19 protein-coding genes are annotated in these 22,304 nt (G+C 52.9%); 16 read left to right on the top strand and 3 right to left on the bottom strand.

What is annotated here, in order from left to right; translation table 11 throughout:
- Position 1 precedes the first annotated feature (1 nt).
- The 3 genes from leuB to leuL all read right to left on the bottom strand — a co-directional run bounded on the left by leuB (position 2) and on the right by leuL (position 2,842).
- A complete protein-coding gene (leuB, locus tag WC1_RS20270; RefSeq protein WP_003837420.1) occupies positions 2–1,093 on the bottom strand; it encodes a 3-isopropylmalate dehydrogenase in 1,092 nt (363 codons plus the stop codon).
- Complete coding sequence (gene leuA, locus WC1_RS20265; RefSeq protein ID WP_003837421.1) at positions 1,093–2,664, bottom strand: 2-isopropylmalate synthase; 1,572 nt, start codon at positions 2,662–2,664, stop codon at positions 1,093–1,095. The genes leuB and leuA overlap by 1 nt, the downstream gene beginning before the upstream one ends.
- A gap of 91 nt (positions 2,665–2,755) precedes the next feature.
- Positions 2,756–2,842, bottom strand: a complete 87-nt coding sequence (gene leuL, locus WC1_RS24610) for a leu operon leader peptide (RefSeq protein WP_048998978.1) — start codon at positions 2,840–2,842, stop codon at positions 2,756–2,758.
- A gap of 661 nt (positions 2,843–3,503) precedes the next feature.
- Between leuL and leuO the strand changes: the two genes are divergently transcribed.
- The 16 genes from leuO to WC1_RS20185 all read left to right on the top strand — a co-directional run bounded on the left by leuO (position 3,504) and on the right by WC1_RS20185 (position 22,304).
- Complete coding sequence (gene leuO, locus WC1_RS20260) at positions 3,504–4,451, top strand: transcriptional regulator LeuO (RefSeq protein ID WP_003837423.1); 948 nt, start codon at positions 3,504–3,506, stop codon at positions 4,449–4,451.
- Between the two features lie 318 nt (positions 4,452–4,769).
- Positions 4,770–6,494: an acetolactate synthase 3 large subunit gene (ilvI, locus tag WC1_RS20255; RefSeq protein ID WP_003845729.1), complete on the top strand. Its 1,725-nt coding sequence runs from the start codon at positions 4,770–4,772 to the stop codon at positions 6,492–6,494.
- Positions 6,495–6,496: 2 nt separating this feature from the next.
- On the top strand, positions 6,497–6,988 hold the full coding sequence (ilvN, locus tag WC1_RS20250; protein ID WP_003829566.1) for an acetolactate synthase small subunit: 492 nt from the start codon (positions 6,497–6,499) through the stop codon (positions 6,986–6,988).
- 180 nt (positions 6,989–7,168) lie between these two features.
- Positions 7,169–8,173, top strand: coding sequence for a catabolite repressor/activator (cra, locus tag WC1_RS20245; RefSeq protein WP_003018794.1), 1,005 nt, complete (start codon positions 7,169–7,171; stop codon positions 8,171–8,173).
- Positions 8,174–8,786: 613 nt separating this feature from the next.
- Positions 8,787–9,245 (top strand): division/cell wall cluster transcriptional repressor MraZ, encoded by a 459-nt coding sequence (gene mraZ / locus WC1_RS20240; RefSeq protein ID WP_003018792.1) that lies wholly within the window; start codon positions 8,787–8,789, stop codon positions 9,243–9,245.
- A gap of 1 nt (position 9,246) precedes the next feature.
- Positions 9,247–10,188, top strand: a complete 942-nt coding sequence (gene rsmH / locus WC1_RS20235; protein ID WP_016149552.1) for a 16S rRNA (cytosine(1402)-N(4))-methyltransferase RsmH — start codon at positions 9,247–9,249, stop codon at positions 10,186–10,188.
- Positions 10,185–10,550: a cell division protein FtsL gene (ftsL, locus tag WC1_RS20230; RefSeq protein WP_000625651.1), complete on the top strand. Its 366-nt coding sequence runs from the start codon at positions 10,185–10,187 to the stop codon at positions 10,548–10,550. Before rsmH ends, ftsL begins: the two co-directional genes overlap by 4 nt.
- 15 nt (positions 10,551–10,565) lie before the next feature.
- On the top strand, positions 10,566–12,332 hold the full coding sequence (ftsI, locus tag WC1_RS20225) for a peptidoglycan glycosyltransferase FtsI (protein ID WP_003018783.1): 1,767 nt from the start codon (positions 10,566–10,568) through the stop codon (positions 12,330–12,332).
- Positions 12,319–13,806, top strand: coding sequence for a UDP-N-acetylmuramoyl-L-alanyl-D-glutamate--2,6-diaminopimelate ligase (murE, locus tag WC1_RS20220; RefSeq protein ID WP_016149553.1), 1,488 nt, complete (start codon positions 12,319–12,321; stop codon positions 13,804–13,806). Before ftsI ends, murE begins: the two co-directional genes overlap by 14 nt.
- Entirely contained in the window at positions 13,803–15,161 is a 1,359-nt protein-coding gene (murF, locus tag WC1_RS20215) for a UDP-N-acetylmuramoyl-tripeptide--D-alanyl-D-alanine ligase (protein ID WP_016149554.1), read from the top strand. The genes murE and murF overlap by 4 nt, the downstream gene beginning before the upstream one ends.
- The gene (gene mraY / locus WC1_RS20210; RefSeq protein WP_003018774.1) at positions 15,155–16,237 is read left to right on the top strand and encodes a phospho-N-acetylmuramoyl-pentapeptide-transferase; all 1,083 of its coding nucleotides are present in this window, start codon (positions 15,155–15,157) and stop codon (positions 16,235–16,237) included. Before murF ends, mraY begins: the two co-directional genes overlap by 7 nt.
- Before the next feature lie 2 nt (positions 16,238–16,239).
- Complete coding sequence (gene murD, locus WC1_RS20205) at positions 16,240–17,556, top strand: UDP-N-acetylmuramoyl-L-alanine--D-glutamate ligase (RefSeq protein ID WP_016149555.1); 1,317 nt, start codon at positions 16,240–16,242, stop codon at positions 17,554–17,556.
- A complete protein-coding gene (gene ftsW / locus WC1_RS20200) occupies positions 17,556–18,800 on the top strand; it encodes a cell division protein FtsW (RefSeq protein WP_003018770.1) in 1,245 nt (414 codons plus the stop codon). The genes murD and ftsW overlap by 1 nt, the downstream gene beginning before the upstream one ends.
- Complete coding sequence (gene murG / locus WC1_RS20195; RefSeq protein WP_003018767.1) at positions 18,797–19,864, top strand: undecaprenyldiphospho-muramoylpentapeptide beta-N-acetylglucosaminyltransferase; 1,068 nt, start codon at positions 18,797–18,799, stop codon at positions 19,862–19,864. Before ftsW ends, murG begins: the two co-directional genes overlap by 4 nt.
- Positions 19,865–19,915: 51 nt before the next feature.
- Entirely contained in the window at positions 19,916–21,391 is a 1,476-nt protein-coding gene (gene murC / locus WC1_RS20190; protein WP_003837436.1) for a UDP-N-acetylmuramate--L-alanine ligase, read from the top strand.
- The gene (locus tag WC1_RS20185; RefSeq protein ID WP_003837439.1) at positions 21,384–22,304 is read left to right on the top strand and encodes a D-alanine--D-alanine ligase; all 921 of its coding nucleotides are present in this window, start codon (positions 21,384–21,386) and stop codon (positions 22,302–22,304) included. The genes murC and WC1_RS20185 overlap by 8 nt, the downstream gene beginning before the upstream one ends.

A 22,304-nucleotide genomic window follows, 5' to 3' on the forward strand; every position in this document is an offset into this window, starting at 1 on the left:
ATTACACCCCTTCTGCGACGTAACGGGCAATGATGTCGCCCATTTCATCGGTACTGACTGCGGCAGCGCCACGGGCTAAGTCACCGGTGCGGATGCCTTCTTCTAATGCGCGGTTGATGGCGCTCTCAATTGCGGTTGCCGCATCATTGGCATCCAGGCTGTAGCGCAGCAGCAGCGCCAGCGACAGGATTTGGGCGATAGGGTTGGCAATGTTTTTCCCGGCGATGTCAGGAGCGGAGCCGCCAGCAGGCTCGTACAAACCGAAGCCCTGATCATTCAGGCTGGCGGACGGTAACATGCCCATTGAACCGGTGATCATGGCGCACTCGTCAGACAGAATGTCGCCAAACAGGTTAGAGCACAGCAACACGTCGAACTGGGAAGGATCTTTGATCAATTGCATCGTCGCGTTGTCGATGTACATATGCGCCAGTTCAACGTCTGGGTATTCATTAGCAATTTCATTGACGATTTCGCGCCACAGAATAGACGTTTGCAGTACGTTAGCTTTATCAATCGACGTGACTTTACGGCGACGTTTACGGGCGGATTCAAACGCGATACGCGCAATACGTTCGATCTCGAAACGGTGATAAACCTCGGTATCAAAGGCTTTTTCATGTTGTCCGCTGCCTTCGCGACCTTTTGGTTGACCGAAGTAAATTCCGCCAGTCAGTTCGCGTACGCACAGGATGTCGAAACCGTTCGCGGCAATATCTGCGCGCAGAGGGCAAAACGCTTCCAGACCCTGATAGAGCTTAGCTGGGCGCAGATTGCTGAATAATTTGAAGTGCTTACGCAATGGCAGCAGCGCGCCACGCTCTGGCTGCTGGTTTGGCGGCAGATTTTCCCATTTCGGGCCGCCAACGGAGCCAAACAGAATGGCGTCAGCTTGTTCACAGCCTTCAACCGTTGCAGGCGGCAGCGGCTGACCGTGGTTATCGATAGCGGCACCACCCACGTCGTAGTGGCTGGTGGTAATGCGCATGTTAAAGCGGTTGCGGATTGCGTCCAGTACCTTCAGGGCTTGCGCCATCACTTCCGGGCCAATACCGTCACCCGGCAAAACAGCAATATGATAATTCTTCGACATCACACGGTTTCCTTGTTGTTCTCGTTGTTCTGAGCTTTGCGTTGCAATTCTTTTTCGACTTCTTCGGCGCGCCAGATGTTGTTCAGCACATGAACCATTGCTTTAGCGGAAGATTCGACGATATCTGTCGCCAGACCGACGCCGTGGAAACGACGACCGTTATAGTTGGCAACGATATCCACCTGACCCAGCGCATCTTTACCGTGCCCTTTGGCGGTCAGGCTGTATTTCACCAGTTCGACGTTGTACTCAGTTACACGGTTGATTGCCTGATAAATGGCATCGACCGGACCGTTACCGTTCGCCGCTTCGGCTTTGACTTCTTCACCACAGGCCAGCTTGACGGAGGCGGTGGCGATGTCGTTTGAGCCGGACTGCACGCTGAAGTAATCCAGACGGAAATGCTCCGGTTCTTCCTGCTGTTTATTAATGAAGGCCAGCGCTTCCAGGTCGTAATCAAATACCTGACCTTTTTTGTCCGCCAGTTTCAGGAATGCGTCGTACAGGTTGTCCAGGCTGTATTCATTTTCTTTATATCCCATCTCGTCCATACGGTGTTTCACCGCGGCACGTCCGGAACGGGACGTCAGGTTCAGCTGTACCTGGTTCAGGCCGATGGATTCAGGCGTCATGATTTCGTAGTTTTCACGATTTTTCAGTACGCCGTCCTGATGGATGCCGGAAGAGTGGGCAAAGGCACCACTACCGACAATGGCTTTGTTAGCAGGAATAGGCATGTTGCAGATTTGGCTGACTAATTGACTGGTGCGCCAGATCTCCTGGTGATTGATGCGGGTCTGTACATTCAGGATATCTTTACGCACTTTGATCGCCATGATCACTTCTTCCAGTGAGCAGTTACCGGCGCGTTCGCCGATACCGTTCATCGCGCCTTCCACCTGACGCGCTCCGGCGTGAACGGCTGCCAGTGCGTTGCCTACGCCCAAACCTAAATCATCATGGGTGTGTACGGAGATGATGGCTTTATCGATATTTGGTACGCGTTCATACAGGCCAGAAATGATTGCCCCAAATTCGAAAGGCATGGTGTAACCGACGGTATCGGGGATGTTAATGGTTTTGGCTCCCGCGTTAATGGCAGCTTCAACCACGCGAGCCAAATCGGCGATAGGGGTACGGCCTGCATCTTCGCAGGAGAACTCCACGTCATCGGTATAATTACGCGCACGCTTAACCATGTAGACCGCGCGCTCAATGACCTCATCCAGCGTACTGCGTAATTTCGTCGCGATGTGCATCGGCGAGGTGGCGATAAACGTATGAATACGGAAAGCCTCAGCGACTTTCAGAGATTCTGCGGCAACGTCGATATCTTTTTCTACGCAGCGAGCTAAGGCACAAACGCGGCTGTTTTTAACCTGACGAGCGATAGTCTGAACTGACTCAAAGTCGCCCGGTGAAGAAACGGGGAAACCCACTTCCATCACGTCAACGCCCATACGCTCAAGGGCCAGCGCAATCTGCAGTTTTTCTTTCACACTCAGGCTTGCCTGTAACGCCTGTTCACCATCGCGTAAGGTGGTATCGAAAATAATGACTTGCTGGCTCATGGTTTAGGTCCTTGGTTTCTTAGGGCGCCTTGCTTCGAGCATAAAAAAACCCGCGCAACGGCGCGGGTTTTTTGTCTTAACTGGAGCTGACTTAATGCTGAATGTCGTCCACCAGTCTACCGCGCAACGAAGATGCGTTTAGTAGTAGTAGACCGTTGAAACGAGCAATGTAAGTCATCAATTAAGCTCCAGGCGAATGCGATATGCTTTTAGTGGTACTGGATATGAAGACTGATGTCAACCCTCACTCCAGCAAATGCCTCGTTAGAGGGGGGAAGTTTCTGCAAAACTTAAGCGAATTGTGCTGAATTTTTCGGGCTACATAAAATTAATCAGTTGATGGTTGTACATAATTTTCATGTTTTGACATATTTGAGCATAGTTATTTGCATTTATTGTAACGGCGAACTGAAGGAAAAATCGCTCTTGGAATTTCATATCTTGATGATTTATCTGTTTTTATAGTAATTATGAATGGCTATGGGTGGTGTAACACCACAAAATTGATAAATTAATGTTAACTTTTAATGTATTAATAATATAAACATTTAATTAAAACTTAAATACACATTCACTATACGTATGATTGTATATTCGCCATGCTTATGGTTATATTGTTTTTGAAATTTAAACATATGAATCACCGTGCAGTGACACTGCCACACTGCCACACTGCGATTGCATTGGTCTTTTGTTCATTTAGGTTTGTGCCTTTATGTTTTCCTAATTTTAATGTTTTTTCTTTTTCTCATCTTATATGTATGGTAAATCATATTAACGGAGATTATTTCTTCACTCCGTCTGGGAAAAGGGAGTTTAGAGTGACAGTGGAGTTAAATATGCCAGAAGTAAAAATAACAGATAAAACAAATATTATAGATATTGGGAAACCACAGCTTCGCATGGTTGATCTTAATTTATTAACCGTCTTTGATGCGGTGATGCAAGAACAAAACATCACCCGTGCCGCGCATACTTTGGGGATGTCGCAACCTGCTGTCAGTAATGCGGTCGCGCGCCTGAAAATTATGTTTAATGATGAGCTTTTTGTTCGTTATGGACGCGGTATCCAGCCGACAGCAAGAGCCTTCCAGCTATTTGGTTCTGTTCGCCAGGCATTGCAATTAGTGCAGAATGAACTGCCTGGATCGGGTTTTGAGCCAGCCAGCAGCGAGCGCGTATTCAATCTTTGCGTATGCAGCCCATTGGATAATATTCTGACCTCGTTGATTTATAATAGGGTTGAGCAAGTTGCACCAAACATTCATGTCGTATTTAAATCTTCACTCAATCAAAATACAGAGCATCAATTACGTTACCAGGAAACTGAATTCGTTATTAGCTATGAAGAGTTCCGACGTCCTGAATTTACCAGTATTCCGTTATTCAATGACGAAATGGTGTTAGTGGCAAGTAAAAAGCATCCGCGCATTAGTGGTCCTTTACTGGAAAGCAATGTCTATAATGAACAGCATGCGGTGGTGTCACTTGATCGCTTCGCATCATTCAGCCAACCGTGGTATGACACACCGGATAAACAATCCTCAGTGGCTTATCAGGGCATGGCATTAATTAGCGTTCTTAATATTGTGTCGCAAACGCATTTGGTCTCTATTGCGCCACGTTGGTTAGCAGAAGAATTTGCCGATTCTTTAGAACTACAGATCTTGCCTTTACCGTTAAAATTGAACAGCCGCACATGCTATCTTTCATGGCATGAAGCCGCAGGCCGGGATAAAGGACATCAATGGATGGAAGAGTTGTTAGTCTCCGTTTGTAAGCAGTAGCATTTAGCAGAGTAAACCGGACGGCGCATCCTGTTTATTCTGCTTTTAACTTTATAACTGAAATTTTATGCTGAACTCTATTTTTTACGTCTGTCCAAAAGTGTCAAAAAATAGAGTAATTGCTGTAAGTTCCCATTTTTAAGCGATTATTTATCATACTGATTGCTTATGCTGGTTTAATTCTCCGTTTATTCGCGTCTTTCCTCCTTTTTATTCTTATTTACTCCAGTGCCACCCCTTCGGAGTCAATTGCCATGCGTCATCGTCAGCGGTTAATGTGTTGTTAAACCGCAATTCATTATAAGAGTGAGGCAAGCCATGGAGATGTTGTCTGGAGCCGAGATGGTCGTCCGATCGCTCATCGATCAGGGTGTGAAGCAGGTATTCGGTTATCCCGGGGGGGCCGTCCTCGATATTTATGATGCCCTGCATACGGTCGGCGGTATTGATCATGTGCTGGTCCGCCATGAACAAGCGGCGGTACATATGGCTGATGGCCTTGCGCGTGCCACGGGAGAAGTGGGGGTCGTATTGGTCACCTCCGGGCCGGGGGCGACCAACGCGATTACCGGGATCGCAACGGCTTACATGGATTCCATTCCGCTGGTGATCCTCTCCGGACAGGTCGCAACGTCGCTGATTGGCTACGATGCCTTCCAGGAGTGCGACATGGTAGGTATATCCCGCCCGGTGGTGAAACATAGCTTCCTGGTCAAACAAACGGAAGATATCCCGCAGGTGCTGAAAAAAGCCTTCTGGCTGGCAGCAAGCGGTCGTCCGGGGCCAGTGGTGGTGGATTTGCCGAAGGATATTCTGAATCCGGCGAAGAAACTGCCTTATAGCTGGCCGGACTCGGTGAGTATGCGCTCGTATAATCCGACGACGACGGGACATAAAGGACAGATAAAACGGGCGTTGCAGACGCTGGTCGCGGCGAAGAAACCGGTTGTCTATGTGGGCGGTGGCGCGGTCAATGCCGCTTGCCATGAGCAGTTAGCTCAGATTGCTGAAGCGCTGAATCTGCCGGTTGTCTCCTCGCTTATGGGGTTGGGCGCGTTTCCGGCCACGCATCGTCAGGCGCTGGGCATGTTGGGCATGCACGGTACTTACGAAGCCAATATGACCATGCATCATTCCGATGTGATCTTTGCTGTCGGCGTTCGCTTTGACGATCGAACGACGAATAACCTGGCAAAATATTGTCCGAATGCGACCGTGCTGCATATCGATATCGATCCGACCTCTATTTCCAAAACCGTTACTGCGGATATTCCGATTGTGGGGGATGCCCGCCTGGTGCTGGATCAGATGCTCGAACTGCTGGAGCAGGAGAAATCTCAGCAGCCGCTGGATGATAATCGTGACTGGTGGCAACAGATTGAGCACTGGCGCGCCCGTCAGTGTCTGAAATACGACACGCAAAGCGAAAGTATTAAGCCGCAGGCGGTGATTGAAACCATCTGGCGTCTGACGAAAGGGGAGGCGTATGTGACCTCTGACGTTGGCCAGCATCAGATGTTTGCCGCACTTTACTATCCGTTCGATAAACCGCGTCGCTGGATTAACTCAGGCGGCCTCGGCACTATGGGATTCGGTTTACCTGCGGCGTTAGGGGTGAAAATGGCTTTGCCGGATGAAACAGTAGTGTGCGTCACCGGGGATGGCAGCATTCAGATGAATATCCAGGAGCTGTCGACGGCGCTGCAATATGAACTGCCGGTGCTGGTACTCAACCTTAATAACCGTTATCTCGGCATGGTCAAACAGTGGCAGGACATGATCTACTCCGGGCGTCACTCACAGTCTTACATGCAGTCGCTGCCCGATTTCGTGCGCCTTGCTGAGGCTTATGGGCATATCGGTATCCAGATTAATCGGCCTGAAGAACTTGAGAGCAAGCTGGGCGAAGCGCTGGAACATGTGCGTAACCATCGTCTGGTGTTTGTCGATGTCACCGTCGACGGTAGTGAACATGTCTACCCGATGCAGATTCGTGGGGGTGGGATGGATGAAATGTGGTTAAGCAAAACGGAGAGGACCTGATTATGCGCCGGATATTATCAGTATTGCTTGAAAACGAGTCAGGTGCATTATCGCGTGTGATTGGCCTCTTCGCCCAGCGTGGTTACAACATTGAAAGCCTGACCGTCGCGCCGACCGACGATCCGACCTTATCGCGGATGACGATTCAGACGGTAGGGGATGAGAAAGTCCTTGAGCAGATCGAAAAGCAGCTCCACAAACTGGTGGATGTTCTGCGCGTTAGCGAGCTGGGGCAGGGCGCTCACGTTGAACGAGAAATCATGCTGGTGAAAATCCAGGCCAGCGGTTATGGCCGGGAAGAAGTGAAACGCAACACGGAGATTTTCCGCGGGCAAATCATCGATGTCACGCCGTCTATCTACACCGTACAACTGGCGGGCACCAGCGATAAGCTGGATGCGTTTCTGGCAACGTTGCGTGAAGTCGCTAAAATTGTGGAAGTTGCTCGCTCCGGCGTGGTGGGGCTTTCCCGTGGCGATAAAATCATGCGTTAATCATGATCGGGTTCTTAATTCGCAAGCCCAACGACTCAGGTTGGGCTTTTTTTTGCGAAATCAGCGGTAACCAGAGACAAAAGCGGTTGCCGGAGTCATTATTCTGCGCTTAGATGTTAATAAATTTAACCCATGCCATCACAAAGGTTATGGTTTGTACATTTTACGCAAGGGGCAATTGTGAAACTGGATGAAATCGCTCGGTTGGCCGGCGTTTCGCGAACGACTGCAAGCTACGTTATTAATGGCAAAGCAAAGCAATATCGCGTAAGCGACAAAACGGTTGAAAAAGTCATGGCGGTGGTGCGCGAGCATAATTACCACCCGAATGCCGTGGCGGCCGGGCTGCGTGCTGGACGCACACGTTCTATCGGGCTGGTGATCCCGGATCTTGAGAACACGAGCTATACCCGGATCGCAAACTATCTGGAGCGCCAGGCGCGTCAACGTGGGTATCAGCTGTTGATTGCCTGCTCTGAAGATCAGCCAGATAACGAAATGCGCTGTATTGAGCATCTTTTACAGCGCCAGGTCGATGCCATTATTGTGTCGACTTCCTTGCCGCCTGAACATCCGTTCTACCAACGCTGGGCAAACAGTTCATTCCCGATTGTGGCGCTGGATCGTGCACTGGATCGCGAACATTTTACCAGCGTTGTGGGTGCAGATCAGGATGATGCGGAAATGCTGGCGGAAGAGTTACGCAAATTCCCTGCTGAAACCGTCCTCTATCTGGGCGCGCTTCCTGAATTATCTGTCAGTTTCCTGCGCGAACAGGGTTTTCGTACCGCGTGGAAGGACGATCCGCGTGAAGTCCATTTCCTGTACGCCAACAGCTATGAGCGGGAAGCTGCAGCGCAGCTGTTTGATAAATGGCTGGAAACGCACCCAATGCCTCAGGCGTTGTTTACCACGTCGTTTGCCCTGTTGCAGGGGGTGATGGATGTGACCCTGCGTCGTGATGGGCAGTTGCCGTCTGATTTAGCGATTGCGACTTTTGGTGATCATGAACTGCTCGACTTCCTGCAGTGCCCTGTACTGGCAGTGGCACAGCGCCATCGTGATGTCGCGGAACGCGTGCTGGAGATTGTACTGGCAAGCCTGGACGAACCGCGTAAACCAAAACCAGGTTTAACGCGTATACGGCGTAATCTGTACCGTCGCGGTATTCTCAGCCGTAACTAAGTTTCCTCAATTGATGACGTCGGCGGGATAAGCCTCTGACGTCTTCAGTTTTTCTATTCTCAGAAATAACCGCATTATATTTAAGAATATTCTTTAGAATTATCTGAAATGTATTCTTGAAATACCCCGAATTAAAAATGCAACTATCCATTTTTGGGTTATTGATACGTAACGACGCGTTACGGTTGTATTATTTTGTTACATGCATGTGTGGATTTGCCGAATTAACAAACACTTTGCTCTCGTATTGCGGCCATCTGGTGCTTACCTTGGTCCTGCGCGGCGTACAGACCGATTAACTGGTACTGTTAACTCGCTGCATATTGTCCTAAAATGCCGCTCGCGTCGCAAACTGACACTTTATATTTTCTTCTGATGATATTCAGTTGTTTTAAACAATGATGAGTTGTTGGATTTTTTTCTTACAAATATTCATGACGTTAATTTGCTTCGTTTGCTGTACGGATTTTGTTCAACGCTGATATTAGCCGTAAACAATGGGTTTTTTGCTCCGCTAAGCGCCGCGACTTGCTTGACAAGGTTTTCCTCCGCTCCGTAAACTCCTTTAAGTGGGAATTTGTGGGATAAAGTGGTAATCGGGGGGGAGACTGGCATGTTCCGGGGAGCAACGTTAGTTAATCTCGACAGTAAAGGGCGCTTATCCGTGCCTACCCGTTATCGGGATCAACTGCTTGAGAGCGCTACCGGTCAAATGGTTTGCACCATTGACATCCATCACCCGTGCCTGCTGCTGTACCCCCTGCCTGAATGGGAAATAATCGAGCAGAAGCTATCGCGTCTGTCGAGCATGAATCCAGTTGAGCGTCGCGTACAGCGCTTATTGTTGGGTCATGCCAGCGAATGTCAGATGGATAACGCTGGTCGATTACTGATAGCGCCTATTCTGCGGCAACACGCAGGGCTAACGAAAGAAGTGATGCTGGTTGGGCAGTTCAATAAGTTTGAGCTGTGGGATGAAACGACCTGGTATCAACAGGTCAAGGAAGATATCGACGCTGAGCAGTCTGTTACTGGCGCGTTGTCGGAACGATTGCAGGATTTGTCTCTATAAAATGACGGAAAATTATAAACATACAACGGTGTTGCTGGATGAAGCCGTAAACGGCCTGAATATTCGTCCAGACGGCATCTACATTGACGGGACATTTGGTCGCGGTGGTCACTCACGTCTGATCCTCTCCCAGCTTGGCGAAGAGGGGCGTTTACTGGCAATCGATCGCGATCCGCAGGCTATTGCCGTTGCTAAAACGATTACCGATCCTCGCTTCTCCATCGTACATGGACCTTTCTCTGCGCTGGCTGACTATGTCTCCGAGCGTGGACTGACCGGTAAGATCGACGGGATTCTTCTCGATCTGGGCGTTTCTTCACCGCAGCTCGATGACGCAGAGCGCGGTTTTTCGTTTATGCGTGACGGTCCGTTAGATATGCGTATGGACCCAACACGCGGTCAGTCAGCGGCCGAATGGCTGCAAACCGCCGATGAAGCAGACATTGCCTGGGTGATTAAAACCTTTGGCGAAGAGCGCTTCGGCAAACGCATTGCCCGAGCCATCGTGGAGCGTAACCGCATCGAACCGATGACCCGCACCAAAGAACTGGCGGAAGTTATTGCGGCGGCAATGCCGGTGAAGGACAAATTCAAACATCCCGCGACCCGTACCTTCCAGGCGGTGCGCATTTGGGTGAACAGTGAACTGGAGGAGATAGAGCAGGCGCTAAAAAGCTCGCTCAGCGTGCTGGCTCCAGGTGGTCGCCTTTCGATCATCAGTTTCCATTCGCTTGAAGACCGCATTGTGAAACGCTTTATGCGTGAACAAAGCCGTGGTCCTCAGGTACCGGCTGGAATACCGATGACCGAAGCGCAGATCAAAAAACTGGGCGGCCGTGAGTTAAGAGCACTAGGCAAGATGATGCCGGGTGAAGAAGAGGTCGCTGAGAATCCTCGTGCCCGTAGTTCAGTTCTGCGTATTGCAGAGAGGACGAACGCATGATCAGCAGAGTGACAGAAGCCCTCAGCAAAGTTAAAGGATCGATAGGAAGCAACGAGCGCCATGCATTGCCTGGCGTGATCGGTGACGATCTTTTGCGGTTTGGGAAGCTGCCACTCTGCCTGTTCATTTGCATTATTTTGACGGCGGTTACCGTCGTGACAACAGCGCACCATACGCGGTTACTGACTGCGCAGCGTGAGCAGCTGGTCCTGGAGCGAGATGCGCTGGATATCGAATGGCGTAACTTGATCCTTGAGGAGAACGCGCTCGGCGACCATAGCCGTGTTGAACGGATCGCAACGGAAAAGCTGCAAATGCAGCATGTCGATCCCTCACAAGAAAATATCGTAGTACAAAAATAAGGATAAACGCGACGCATGAAAGCAGCGGCAAAAACGCACAAACCAAAACGCCAGGAAGAACAAGCCAACTTTATCAGTTGGCGTTTTGCGTTACTGTGCGGCTGTATTTTGCTGGCACTGGGTTTTCTGCTGGGTCGCGTTGCCTGGCTGCAAATCATCGCGCCGGACATGCTGGTGCGTCAGGGTGATATGCGCTCTCTACGCGTCCAGGAAGTGTCTACATCGCGCGGAATGATTACCGACCGCTCTGGTCGTCCGCTGGCGGTGAGTGTTCCGGTTAAAGCTATATGGGCCGACCCGAAAGAAGTACATGATGCCGGCGGAGTGAGCGTTGGCGAACGCTGGAGAGCGCTGTCAACCGCGCTGAATCTCCCGCTCGATCAACTGGCTTCCCGCATTAACGCGAATCCGAAAGGGCGCTTTATCTATCTGGCGCGTCAGGTAAACCCTGACATGGCTGATTACATCAAAAAACTGAAGCTGCCAGGTATCCATCTGCGCGAAGAATCCCGCCGTTACTACCCTTCCGGGGAAGTGACTGCTCACCTCATCGGATTTACGAACGTCGACAGCCAGGGCATTGAAGGCGTTGAGAAGAGCTTCGACAAGTGGCTCACCGGACAACCGGGCGAGCGTATTGTACGTAAAGACCGGTATGGCCGCGTCATTGAAGATATCTCCTCTACCGACAGCCAGGCGGCGCATAACCTCGCGTTGAGCATTGATGAGCGTTTACAGGCACTGGTCTACCGTGAACTGAATAACGCCGTGGCGTTCAACAAGGCGGAGTCAGGCAGTGCGGTACTGGTGGATGTGAACACCGGTGAAGTGCTGGCAATGGCCAACAGTCCGTCCTACAACCCGAACAATCTCACCGGTACGCCAAAAGACGCGATGCGTAACCGCACTATTACCGACGTGTTTGAACCGGGTTCTACCGTTAAACCGATGGTGGTGATGACCGCGCTGCAGCGCGGTGTGGTACGCGAAAATACGGTCCTCAACACTATCCCTTACCGAATTAATGGTCACGAAATCAAAGACGTGGCACGTTATAGCGAATTAACCCTCACCGGGGTTTTGCAGAAGTCGAGTAACGTCGGTGTTTCCAAGCTGGCGTTAGCGATGCCGTCCTCAGCGTTAGTAGATACTTACTCACGTTTTGGGCTGGGAAAAGCGACCAATTTGGGGTTGGTCGGAGAACGCAGTGGCTTATATCCTCAAAAACAACGGTGGTCTGACATAGAGAGGGCCACCTTCTCTTTCGGCTACGGGCTAATGGTAACTCCGTTACAGTTAGCGCGAGTCTATGCAACGATCGGCAGTTACGGCGTTTATCGTCCACTGTCGATTACTAAAGTTGACCCTCCAGTTCCGGGCGAGCGTATCTTCCCGGAAGCGACCGTACGTACCGTGGTGCACATGATGGAAAGCGTGGCGCTGCCCGGCGGCGGCGGCGTGAAGGCGGCGATTAAAGGTTATCGTATCGCCATTAAAACCGGTACAGCGAAAAAAGTAGGGCCGGATGGCCGCTACATCAACAAATACATTGCTTATACCGCAGGTGTTGCGCCTGCGAGTCAGCCGCGCTTCGCGCTGGTTGTTGTTATCAACGATCCGCAGGCGGGTAAATACTACGGTGGCGCCGTTTCCGCGCCGGTCTTTGGTGCCATCATGGGCGGCGTACTGCGTACCATGAACATCGAGCCGGATGCGCTGACAACGGGCGATAAAAATGAATTTGTGAATAATCAAGGCGAGGCAACAGGTGGCAGATCGTAATTTGCGCGACCTTCTTGCTCCATGGGTGCCGGGTGCACCGGAGCGAGCACTGCGGGAGATGACGCTTGACAGCCGTGTGGCTGCATCGGGCGATCTCTTTGTCGCAGTATTAGGTCATCAGGCGGACGGGCGTCGGTATATCCCGCAGGCGATAGCGCAAGGTGTGGCTGCCATTATTGCAGAAGCGAAAGATGAAGCTACTGATGGTGAAATCCGTGAAATGCACGGCGTTCCGGTCATCTATCTTAGTCAGCTTAACGAACGTTTATCTGCACTGGCAGGCCGTTTTTACCACGAGCCTTCTGAGAAAATGCGTCTGGTCGGTGTGACCGGGACTAACGGTAAAACCACCACCACCCAACTGCTGGCACAGTGGAGCCAACTGCTTGGCGAAACCAGCGCGGTGATGGGAACAGTAGGCAATGGCCTGCTGGGCAAAGTGATCCCGACGGAAAATACCACCGGTTCAGCCGTTGATGTCCAGCATGTGCTGGCGGGGCTGGTTGCGCAGGGCGCAACGGTTGGCGCAATGGAAGTCTCTTCACACGGTCTGGTTCAGCATCGCGTGGCGGCGCTGAAGTTTTCCGCATCAGTATTTACTAACTTAAGCCGTGACCATCTCGACTACCACGGCGACATGGAACATTACGAAGCCGCGAAATGGCTGCTGTATTCCACGCACCATTGCGGTCAGGCCATCGTCAATGCGGATGATGAAGTCGGTCGTCGCTGGTTGGCGAAACTCCCGGATGCGGTTGCCGTTTCGATGGAAGACCACATCAACCCGAACTGTCACGGTCGTTGGTTAAAAGCGGTTGACGTGAAGTATCACGACAGCGGGGCAACGATTCGTTTTACCTCCTCATGGGGCGACGGCGAAATTGAAAGCCGCCTGATGGGGGCGTTTAACGTCAGCAATCTGCTGCTGGCGCTGGCAACGCTGCTGGCACTGGGCTATCCGTTAGCTGATTTACTGAAAACGGCGACACAATTGCAGCCGGTTTGCGGGCGTATGGAAGTGTTCAGCGCGCCGGGTAAAACCACCGTGGTGGTTGATTACGCCCATACGCCAGATGCGCTGGAAAAAGCGCTACAGGCGGCACGTCTGCACTGTACTGGCAAACTGTGGTGCGTCTTTGGCTGCGGCGGCGATCGCGATAAAGGCAAACGTCCGTTGATGGGCGCAATTGCCGAGCAGTTTGCCGATGTTGTTGTGGTGACCGATGACAACCCGCGTACCGAAGAGCCGCGCGCCATTATTAACGACATTCTGGCGGGGATGCTGGATGCCGGACAGGCGAAGGTGATGGAAGGTCGCGCAGAAGCGGTGACAAACGCCATTATGCAGGCGAAAGAAATTGATGTGGTGCTGGTGGCCGGTAAAGGTCATGAAGACTACCAGATCGTTGGTTCACAGCGCCTCGATTATTCTGACCGCGTCACGGCAGCGCGTCTGCTGGGGGTTATCGCATGATTAGCGTAACGCTCAGCCAACTGGCGGAGATCCTCCGTGGTGAATTGAAAGGGGCCGATCTGACCCTTGATGCCGTAACAACCGATACGCGTAAAGTGACGCCGGGCTGCCTGTTTGTGGCACTGAAAGGCGAACGCTTTGATGCCCATGATTTTGCAGACAAAGCGCAAGAGAGCGGGGCCGGTGCGCTGTTGGTCAGCCGCCCGTTGGACACCAACCTGCCGCAGCTGATTGTTAACGATACGCGTCTGGCGTTTGGTGAACTGGCTGCGTGGGTTCGCGCCCAGGTTCCGGCGCGCGTTGTCGCGCTGACCGGCTCATCCGGTAAAACGTCCGTCAAAGAGATGACGGCTGCCATTCTGAGCCAGTGTGGTAATACCCTATATACTGCGGGCAACCTGAATAACGACATCGGTGTACCGATGACGCTGCTGCGCTTAAACAACGATTACGACTATGCCGTGATTGAGCTCGGTGCCAACCATCAGGGCGAAATCGCCTGGACCGTCGGCCTGACGCGTCCGGAAGCGGCGCTGGTGAACAACCTGGCCGCCGCGCACCTGGAAGGCTTCGGCTCTCTGGCGGGCGTTGCGAAGGCAAAAGGTGAGATTTTTACCGGCCTGTCAGCGAACGGTATCGCCATTATGAATGCCGACAACAACGACTGGCTGAACTGGCAAAGCATCATCGGCGATCGCAAAGTCTGGCGTTTCTCCCCGAATGCAGCCAATAGCGACTTTTCGGCGACCAACGTTCATGTGACCTCGCATGGCACGGAATTTTCTCTGCAAACGCCGACCGGAAGCATTGATGTCCTGCTGCCGTTACCGGGTCGCCATAATATCGCTAACGCCCTTGCGGCGGCGGCGCTCTCTATGGCGGTAGGCGCGACGCACGAGGCGATCAAAGCGGGGTTGAAGGATCTGCAAGCGGTACCGGGGCGTCTGTTCCCGATTCAACTCGCGGAAAATCAGCTGCTGCTGGACGACTCCTATAACGCGAACGTCGGTTCGATGACCGCAGCGGTGCAGGTGCTGTCTGAAATGCCGGGCTATCGCGTACTGGTCGTTGGCGATATGGCAGAGCTTGGCGCAGAAAGCGAAGCATGTCACGTGCAGGTGGGTATCGCCGCGAAGGCGGCGGGTATCGACTGTGTGCTGAGTACAGGAAAACTGAGTCAGGCAATTAGCGACGCCAGCGGCGTTGGCGAACATTTTGCGGATAAAAGTGCGCTGGCCGCGCATCTTAAAGCATTGATTGCAGAACATCAGGTCATGACGATTTTAGTGAAGGGTTCACGTAGTGCCGCCATGGAAGAGGTAGTACGCGCATTACAGGAGAATGGGACATGTTAGTTTGGCTGGCCGAACATTTGGTCAAATATTATTCCGGCTTTAACGTCTTTTCCTATCTGACGTTTCGCGCCATCGTCAGCCTGCTGACCGCGCTGTTCATCTCGTTGTGGATGGGCCCGCGCATGATTGCCCGCTTACAAAAAATGTCCTTTGGACAGGTCGTACGTAACGACGGTCCGGAATCGCACTTCAGTAAACGCGGTACGCCAACCATGGGGGGGATCATGATCCTCACCGCGATAGTTATCTCCGTACTGCTGTGGGCATATCCGTCGAACCCGTACGTATGGTGCGTGCTGGTGGTATTGATTGGCTACGGCATTATCGGCTTTGTCGATGACTACCGCAAAGTGGTGCGCAAAGATACCAAGGGCCTGATTGCCCGCTGGAAGTACTTCTGGATGTCGGTGATTGCGCTGGGTGTAGCCTTTGCGCTGTACCTCGCTGGTAAAGACACCCCGGCTACCGAGCTGGTGGTGCCGTTCTTTAAAGACGTGATGCCGCAACTGGGTCTGTTCTATGTTCTGCTGGCCTACTTCGTGATTGTGGGGACCGGCAACGCGGTCAATCTCACCGATGGCCTGGATGGTCTGGCGATTATGCCGACCGTGTTCGTAGCAGCGGGTTTTGCGCTGGTGGCATGGGCTACCGGTAACATGAACTTTGCCAACTATCTGCACATTCCCTACTTACGCCATGCAGGCGAACTGGTGATCGTCTGTACGGCGATTGTCGGCGCGGGATTAGGTTTCCTGTGGTTTAACACCTATCCGGCGCAGGTCTTTATGGGTGACGTCGGTTCGCTGGCGCTGGGGGGCGCGCTGGGCATTATTGCCGTGCTGCTGCGTCAAGAGTTCCTGCTGGTAATCATGGGCGGCGTATTTGTTGTGGAAACGCTGTCGGTCATTCTGCAGGTTGGCTCCTTTAAGCTGCGCGGACAGCGCATCTTCCGTATGGCGCCGATTCACCATCACTATGAACTGAAAGGCTGGCCGGAACCGCGCGTCATTGTGCGCTTCTGGATTATTTCGCTGATGCTGGTGCTGATTGGCCTGGCAACGCTGAAGGTACGTTAATCATGGCTGATTACCAGGGTAAAAAAGTCGTCATTATCGGTCTGGGATTGACCGGGCTGTCCTGCGTGGATTTCTTTCTGGCGCGTGGCGTGACGCCGCGCGTGATGGATACCCGTGCGACGCCGCCTGGTCTGGATAAATTACCGGAAGCAGTTGAGCGTCATGTTGGCAGCCTGAATGATGACTGGTTGCTGGCCGCCGATCTCATCGTCGCCAGCCCTGGTATTGCCCTGGCGCATCCTTCGTTGAGCGCTGCTGCTGATGCCGGGATTGAAATTGTTGGCGACATTGAGCTGTTTTGTCGCGAAGCACAGGCACCGATCGTCGCGATCACCGGTTCCAACGGGAAAAGTACCGTCACTACGCTGGTCGGCGAGATGGCGAAAGCAGCCGGCGTGAACGTGGGGGTTGGCGGAAATATTGGCCTGCCCGCGTTGATGCTGCTGGATGACGAACGCGAGCTGTATGTACTGGAGCTGTCGAGCTTCCAGCTGGAGACAACCTCCAGCTTACAGGCCGTAGCCGCCACCATTTTGAACGTCACCGAAGATCATATGGACAGATATCCGTTTGGCTTGCAGCAGTACCGTGCGGCCAAACTGCGTGTCTATGAGAATGCGAAAGTGTGTGTGGTCAATGCTGATGATGCGCTGACCATGCCGATTCGCGGGGCGGATGAGCGCTGCGTGAGCTTTGGCATCAATATGGGTGACTATCATCTCAATCGTCAGCAGGGTGAAACCTGGCTGCGGGTGAAGGGTGAAAAAGTCCTGAACGTGAAAGAGATGACGCTTACCGGCCAGCATAACTATACCAACGCCCTGGCGGCGCTGGCGCTGGCGGATGCTGCGGGTCTGCCGCGGGCGTCCAGCCTGAAAGCGCTGACTACCTTTACCGGTCTGGCGCATCGTTTCCAGTTGGTACTGAATCATAACGGTGTGCGTTGGATCAACGATTCAAAAGCCACCAACGTCGGCAGCACCGAAGCGGCACTGAATGGTCTGCACGTTGAGGGTACGCTGCACCTGCTGCTGGGCGGTGACGGGAAATCCGCCGACTTTATGCCGCTGCAACGTTACCTGACTGGCGACAACATTCGTCTGTACTGCTTTGGTCGCGATGGCGCACAGCTTGCCGCTCTGCGTCCTGAGGTTGCGGAACACACTGAAACCATGGAGCAGGCAATGCGTCTGCTCGCACCGCGTGTGAAGTCGGGTGATATGGTGCTGCTGTCGCCAGCCTGTGCCAGCCTTGACCAGTTCAAGAACTTTGAGCAACGTGGTGACGTCTTTACCCGTTTGGCGAAGGAGTTGGGTTGATGCGCTTCTCTCTCCCTCGTCTGAAAATGCCGCGCGTACCGGGACTGGGTGTCCTGGCGTGGATCTTCGCGGCACTTAAAGGCTGGGTGATGGCTTCGCGTGATAAAGACGCGGACAGCCTGATCATGTATGACCGCATGCTGCTGTGGCTGACTTTTGGTCTGGCAGCGATCGGTTTTGTGATGGTGACATCGGCATCGATGCCCGTAGGGCAACGCCTGGCAGGCGATCCCTTCCTGTTCGCTAAACGTGACGCGCTGTATATTTTCCTCGCGTTCTGTCTGGCGATGGTGACGTTACGTCTGCCGATGGAGTTCTGGCAAAAGTACAGCACGACGATGCTGATCGCCTCGATCATCATGTTGTTGATCGTTCTGGTGGTGGGGAGCTCCGTTAACGGGGCATCGCGCTGGATCGCGCTGGGTCCACTGCGTATTCAGCCTGCGGAATTCACCAAGCTGTCGCTGTTCTGTTATCTCGCCAACTACCTGGTGCGTAAAGTCGATGAAGTGCGTAACAACCTGCGCGGCTTCTTAAAACCGATGGGTGTGATTCTGGTGCTGGCAATCTTGCTGCTGGCGCAGCCTGACCTTGGTACGGTAGTGGTGCTGTTTGTCACGACGCTGGCGATGCTGTTTCTTGCTGGAGCGAAACTGTGGCAGTTCATTGCCATTATCGGTATGGGGATTTCGGCGGTAGTGCTGCTGATCCTTGCCGAACCGTATCGTATTCGCCGCGTAACCTCCTTCTGGAACCCATGGGAAGATCCGTTTGGCAGCGGCTACCAGTTAACGCAATCGCTGATGGCTTTTGGTCGCGGTGAGATTTGGGGACAGGGGTTAGGTAATTCGGTGCAAAAACTGGAATATTTACCGGAAGCGCACACCGACTTCATCTTCGCCATCATTGGGGAAGAGCTGGGTTATATCGGTGTGGTATTGGCACTTTTAATGGTATTCTTCGTAGCTTTTCGCGCGATGTCGATTGGCCGCAAAGCGCTGGAAATTGACCACCGTTTTTCAGGTTTTTTAGCCTGCTCCATCGGGATTTGGTTTAGCTTCCAGGCGCTGGTAAACGTCGGTGCGGCAGCTGGTATGCTGCCAACCAAAGGTCTGACGTTACCGCTGATCAGTTATGGTGGTTCCAGTTTGTTGATTATGTCGACAGCCATCATGTTTTTGTTACGTATTGATTATGAAACGCGTCTGGAAAAAGCCCAGGCGTTTACACGAGGTGCACGATGAGTGGTCAACCGAAGCGGTTAATGGTGATGGCAGGCGGTACCGGCGGGCATGTGTTCCCGGGGCTGGCGGTCGCGCATCATTTAATGGCTCAGGGCTGGCAAGTTCGTTGGCTGGGCACCGCCGATCGTATGGAAGCGGACTTAGTGCCGAAGCATGGCATTGAAATTGACTTTATTCGCATCTCCGGTTTGCGTGGCAAAGGTGTCAACGCTCTGCTTGCCGCCCCCGTGCGTATTTTTAATGCCTGGCGTCAGGCGCGCGCCATCATGAAGCAGTTTAAGCCTGATGTGGTGCTGGGTATGGGCGGCTACGTGTCCGGCCCTGGCGGTCTGGCAGCCTGGTCATTAGGCATTCCGGTTGTACTGCATGAGCAGAATGGCATTGCGGGATTAACCAACAAGTGGCTGGCGAAAATTGCCACTACGGTGATGCAGGCTTTTCCTGGCGCTTTCCCGAATGCGGAAGTGGTGGGTAACCCGGTACGCACCGACGTTCTGGCGCTGCCGTCGCCCGAAGTACGTCTGGCAGGGCGTGAAGGCCCGGTTCGCGTGCTGGTCGTCGGGGGGTCTCAGGGTGCACGCGTATTGAACCAGACGATGCCGCAGGTTGCCGCAGAGCTTGGTGATGCGGTGACTATTTGGCATCAGAGCGGCAAAGGTGCGCAGCAAACCGTTGAACAGGCATATGCTGACGCGGGACAACCGCAGCACAAGGTCACTGAGTTTATTGATGATATGGCAGCCGCCTACGCGTGGGCGGATGTCGTAGTTTGTCGCTCAGGTGCGCTGACGGTAAGTGAAATTGCTGCCGCAGGTTTGCCTGCGCTGTTTGTGCCTTTCCAGCACAAAGACCGACAGCAGTACTGGAATGCGCTGCCGCTGGAGAAAGCGGGCGCCGCCAAAATTCTTGAGCAGCCGCAGTTTACTGTGGATGCCGTCGCTAACACCCTTTCCGGGTGGTCGCGAGAAACCTTATTAACCATGGCAGAACGTGCGCGCGCCGCATCCATACCGGATGCCACAGAGCGTGTTGCTAATGAAGTGAGCCGGGCTGCCCGGGCGTAATTGTGGTGATGCCTTTTGCATCGCATGAACTAAGAAGTTAATGGCTAAAGAATGAATACACAACAACTGGCAAAACTGCGTTCCATAGTGCCCGAAATGCGTCGCGTTCGGCACATTCACTTTGTCGGCATCGGTGGTGCTGGTATGGGCGGTATTGCCGAAGTTTTGGCCAACGAAGGTTATCAGATCAGCGGTTCTGACCTGGCGCCGAATCCGGTGACTCAGCAGTTGACGAATCTGGGCGCCACGATTTTCTTCAACCATCGCCCGGAAAACGTGCGTGATGCGAGCGTGGTGGTGGTATCCAGCGCCATTTCTGCGGATAACCCGGAAATTGTTGCGGCGCATGAAGCACGTATTCCGGTGATCCGTCGTGCTGAAATGTTGGCTGAATTAATGCGTTTTCGTCACGGTATCGCCATTGCCGGGACGCACGGTAAAACCACGACCACAGCGATGGTCTCCAGTATCTACGCGGAAGCGGGGCTGGATCCGACGTTTGTCAACGGCGGTCTGGTGAAGGCTGCAGGCGTCCATGCGCGTCTGGGTCATAGCCGTTATTTAATTGCGGAGGCAGATGAGAGCGATGCGTCGTTCCTACATTTGCAGCCGATGGTGGCGATTGTTACCAATATCGAAGCCGATCATATGGATACCTACCATGGCGACTTCGAAAATTTAAAGCAGACGTTTATTAATTTCCTGCATAACTTACCGTTTTATGGTCGTGCGGTGATGTGCGTTGACGATCCGGTGATCCGCGAGTTGTTGCCGCGCGTCGGTCGTCAAACCACAACCTATGGTTTCAGCGATGATGCTGATGTGCGCGTTGAAGATTACCAGCAGATTGGTCCACAAGGGCACTTCACGCTGCTGCGTCAGGGGATGGCCGATTTACGTGTGACATTGAACGCACCGGGCCGTCACAATGCGCTGAACGCGGCGGCGGCGGTGGCTGTTGCAACAGAAGAAGGCATTGAAGACGACGCAATTCTGCGCGCGCTGGAAAGTTTCCAGGGCACCGGACGCCGTTTTGACTTCCTCGGCGAATTTCCGCTTGAGCCGGTAAACGGTAAAGCCGGGACGGCGATGCTGGTTGATGATTATGGCCATCACCCAACGGAAGTGGATGCCACGATTAAAGCTGCGCGCGCGGGCTGGCCGGACAAAAATCTGGTAATGCTGTTCCAGCCGCACCGCTTTACGCGTACACGCGATCTATATGACGACTTTGCCAACGTGCTGACTCAGGTCGATGCGCTGTTGATGCTGGATGTATACGCCGCGGGTGAAGCCGCGATTCCGGGGGCTGACAGCCGCTCGCTGTGCCGTACGATCCGTGGTCGCGGTAAGATCGACCCGATTCTGGTATCCGATCCGGCTCAGGTGGCAGAAATGCTGGCGCCGGTATTAACCGGCAACGATCTGATTTTGGTGCAGGGCGCTGGAAATATCGGCAAAATCGCGCGTTCCTTAGCTGAAATCAAACTGAAGCCGCAAAACCCGGAGGAAGAACAACATGGCTGATAAAATCGCGGTCCTGTTAGGAGGAACCTCCGCAGAGCGTGAAGTTTCGCTGAATTCCGGCGCGGCCGTACTGGCAGGGTTACGTGAAGGTGGTGTCGATGCCCATCCGGTTGACCCTAAAGAGATTGATGTCACTCTTCTGAAATCTATGGGTTTTCAGAAGGTGTTTATTGCGCTGCACGGTCGTGGCGGGGAAGATGGCACGTTGCAGGGCATGCTGGAGCAAATTGGCCTGCCATATACCGGCAGCGGCGTCATGGCGTCCGCAATTTCGATGGACAAACTGCGCAGCAAGCTGCTGTGGCAGGGCGCAGGTTTACCCGTCGCGCCCTGGGTTGCATTGACCCGCTCTGAGTTCGAAAAAGGTCTTAGCAATGAATCGGTTACAAAAATTTCTGCGTTAGGTTTGCCGCTGATTGTGAAGCCAAGCCGTGAAGGCTCCAGTGTAGGGATGTCAAAAGTTGAAGAAGAAAATGCTTTGCAGGGTGCATTAGCATTGGCTTTTCAGCATGATGAAGAAGTACTGATCGAAAAATGGCTCAGTGGCCCGGAATTTACAGTTGCGATACTTGGTGAAGAAATTTTACCGTCAATACGTATCCAACCCGCGGGAACCTTCTATGATTATGAGGCGAAGTATCTCTCTGATGAGACACAATATTTCTGCCCTGCAGGTCTGGAAGCCGAACAAGAGGCCCGTTTGCAGGAATTAGTCCTGAAAGCATGGACCGCATTGGGCTGTAAAGGTTGGGGTCGCATTGACGTCATGCTGGACAGCGATGGCCAGTTTTATCTGCTGGAAGCGAATACCTCTCCGGGTATGACCAGCCACAGCCTGGTGCCGATGGCGGCACGTCAGGCTGGCCTGAGCTTCTCGCAGTTGGTGGTAAGAATTCTGGAGTTGGCGGACTGA

The sequence above is a fragment of the Citrobacter sp. KTE30 genome (assembly GCF_000398825.1).
GTDB classification, from domain to species: domain Bacteria; phylum Pseudomonadota; class Gammaproteobacteria; order Enterobacterales; family Enterobacteriaceae; genus Citrobacter; species Citrobacter freundii.

Bases quoted from the DNA above. Each gene is read 5' to 3' on its own strand.
- leuB (WP_003837420.1), bottom strand. From the start codon at position 1,093: ATGTCGAAGAATTATCATATTGCTGTTTTGCCGGGTGACGGTATTGGC.
- leuA (WP_003837421.1), bottom strand. From the start codon at position 2,664: ATGAGCCAGCAAGTCATTATTTTCGATACCACCTTACGCGATGGTGAA.
- leuL (WP_048998978.1), bottom strand. From the start codon at position 2,842: ATGACTTACATTGCTCGTTTCAACGGTCTACTACTACTAAACGCATCT.
- leuO (WP_003837423.1), top strand. From the start codon at position 3,504: ATGCCAGAAGTAAAAATAACAGATAAAACAAATATTATAGATATTGGG.
- ilvI (WP_003845729.1), top strand. From the start codon at position 4,770: ATGGAGATGTTGTCTGGAGCCGAGATGGTCGTCCGATCGCTCATCGAT.
- ilvN (WP_003829566.1), top strand. From the start codon at position 6,497: ATGCGCCGGATATTATCAGTATTGCTTGAAAACGAGTCAGGTGCATTA.
- mraZ (WP_003018792.1), top strand. From the start codon at position 8,787: ATGTTCCGGGGAGCAACGTTAGTTAATCTCGACAGTAAAGGGCGCTTA.
- rsmH (WP_016149552.1), top strand. From the start codon at position 9,247: ATGACGGAAAATTATAAACATACAACGGTGTTGCTGGATGAAGCCGTA.
- ftsL (WP_000625651.1), top strand. From the start codon at position 10,185: ATGATCAGCAGAGTGACAGAAGCCCTCAGCAAAGTTAAAGGATCGATA.
- ftsI (WP_003018783.1), top strand. From the start codon at position 10,566: ATGAAAGCAGCGGCAAAAACGCACAAACCAAAACGCCAGGAAGAACAA.
- murF (WP_016149554.1), top strand. From the start codon at position 13,803: ATGATTAGCGTAACGCTCAGCCAACTGGCGGAGATCCTCCGTGGTGAA.
- mraY (WP_003018774.1), top strand. From the start codon at position 15,155: ATGTTAGTTTGGCTGGCCGAACATTTGGTCAAATATTATTCCGGCTTT.
- murD (WP_016149555.1), top strand. From the start codon at position 16,240: ATGGCTGATTACCAGGGTAAAAAAGTCGTCATTATCGGTCTGGGATTG.
- ftsW (WP_003018770.1), top strand. From the start codon at position 17,556: ATGCGCTTCTCTCTCCCTCGTCTGAAAATGCCGCGCGTACCGGGACTG.
- murG (WP_003018767.1), top strand. From the start codon at position 18,797: ATGAGTGGTCAACCGAAGCGGTTAATGGTGATGGCAGGCGGTACCGGC.
- murC (WP_003837436.1), top strand. From the start codon at position 19,916: ATGAATACACAACAACTGGCAAAACTGCGTTCCATAGTGCCCGAAATG.
- WC1_RS20185 (WP_003837439.1), top strand. From the start codon at position 21,384: ATGGCTGATAAAATCGCGGTCCTGTTAGGAGGAACCTCCGCAGAGCGT.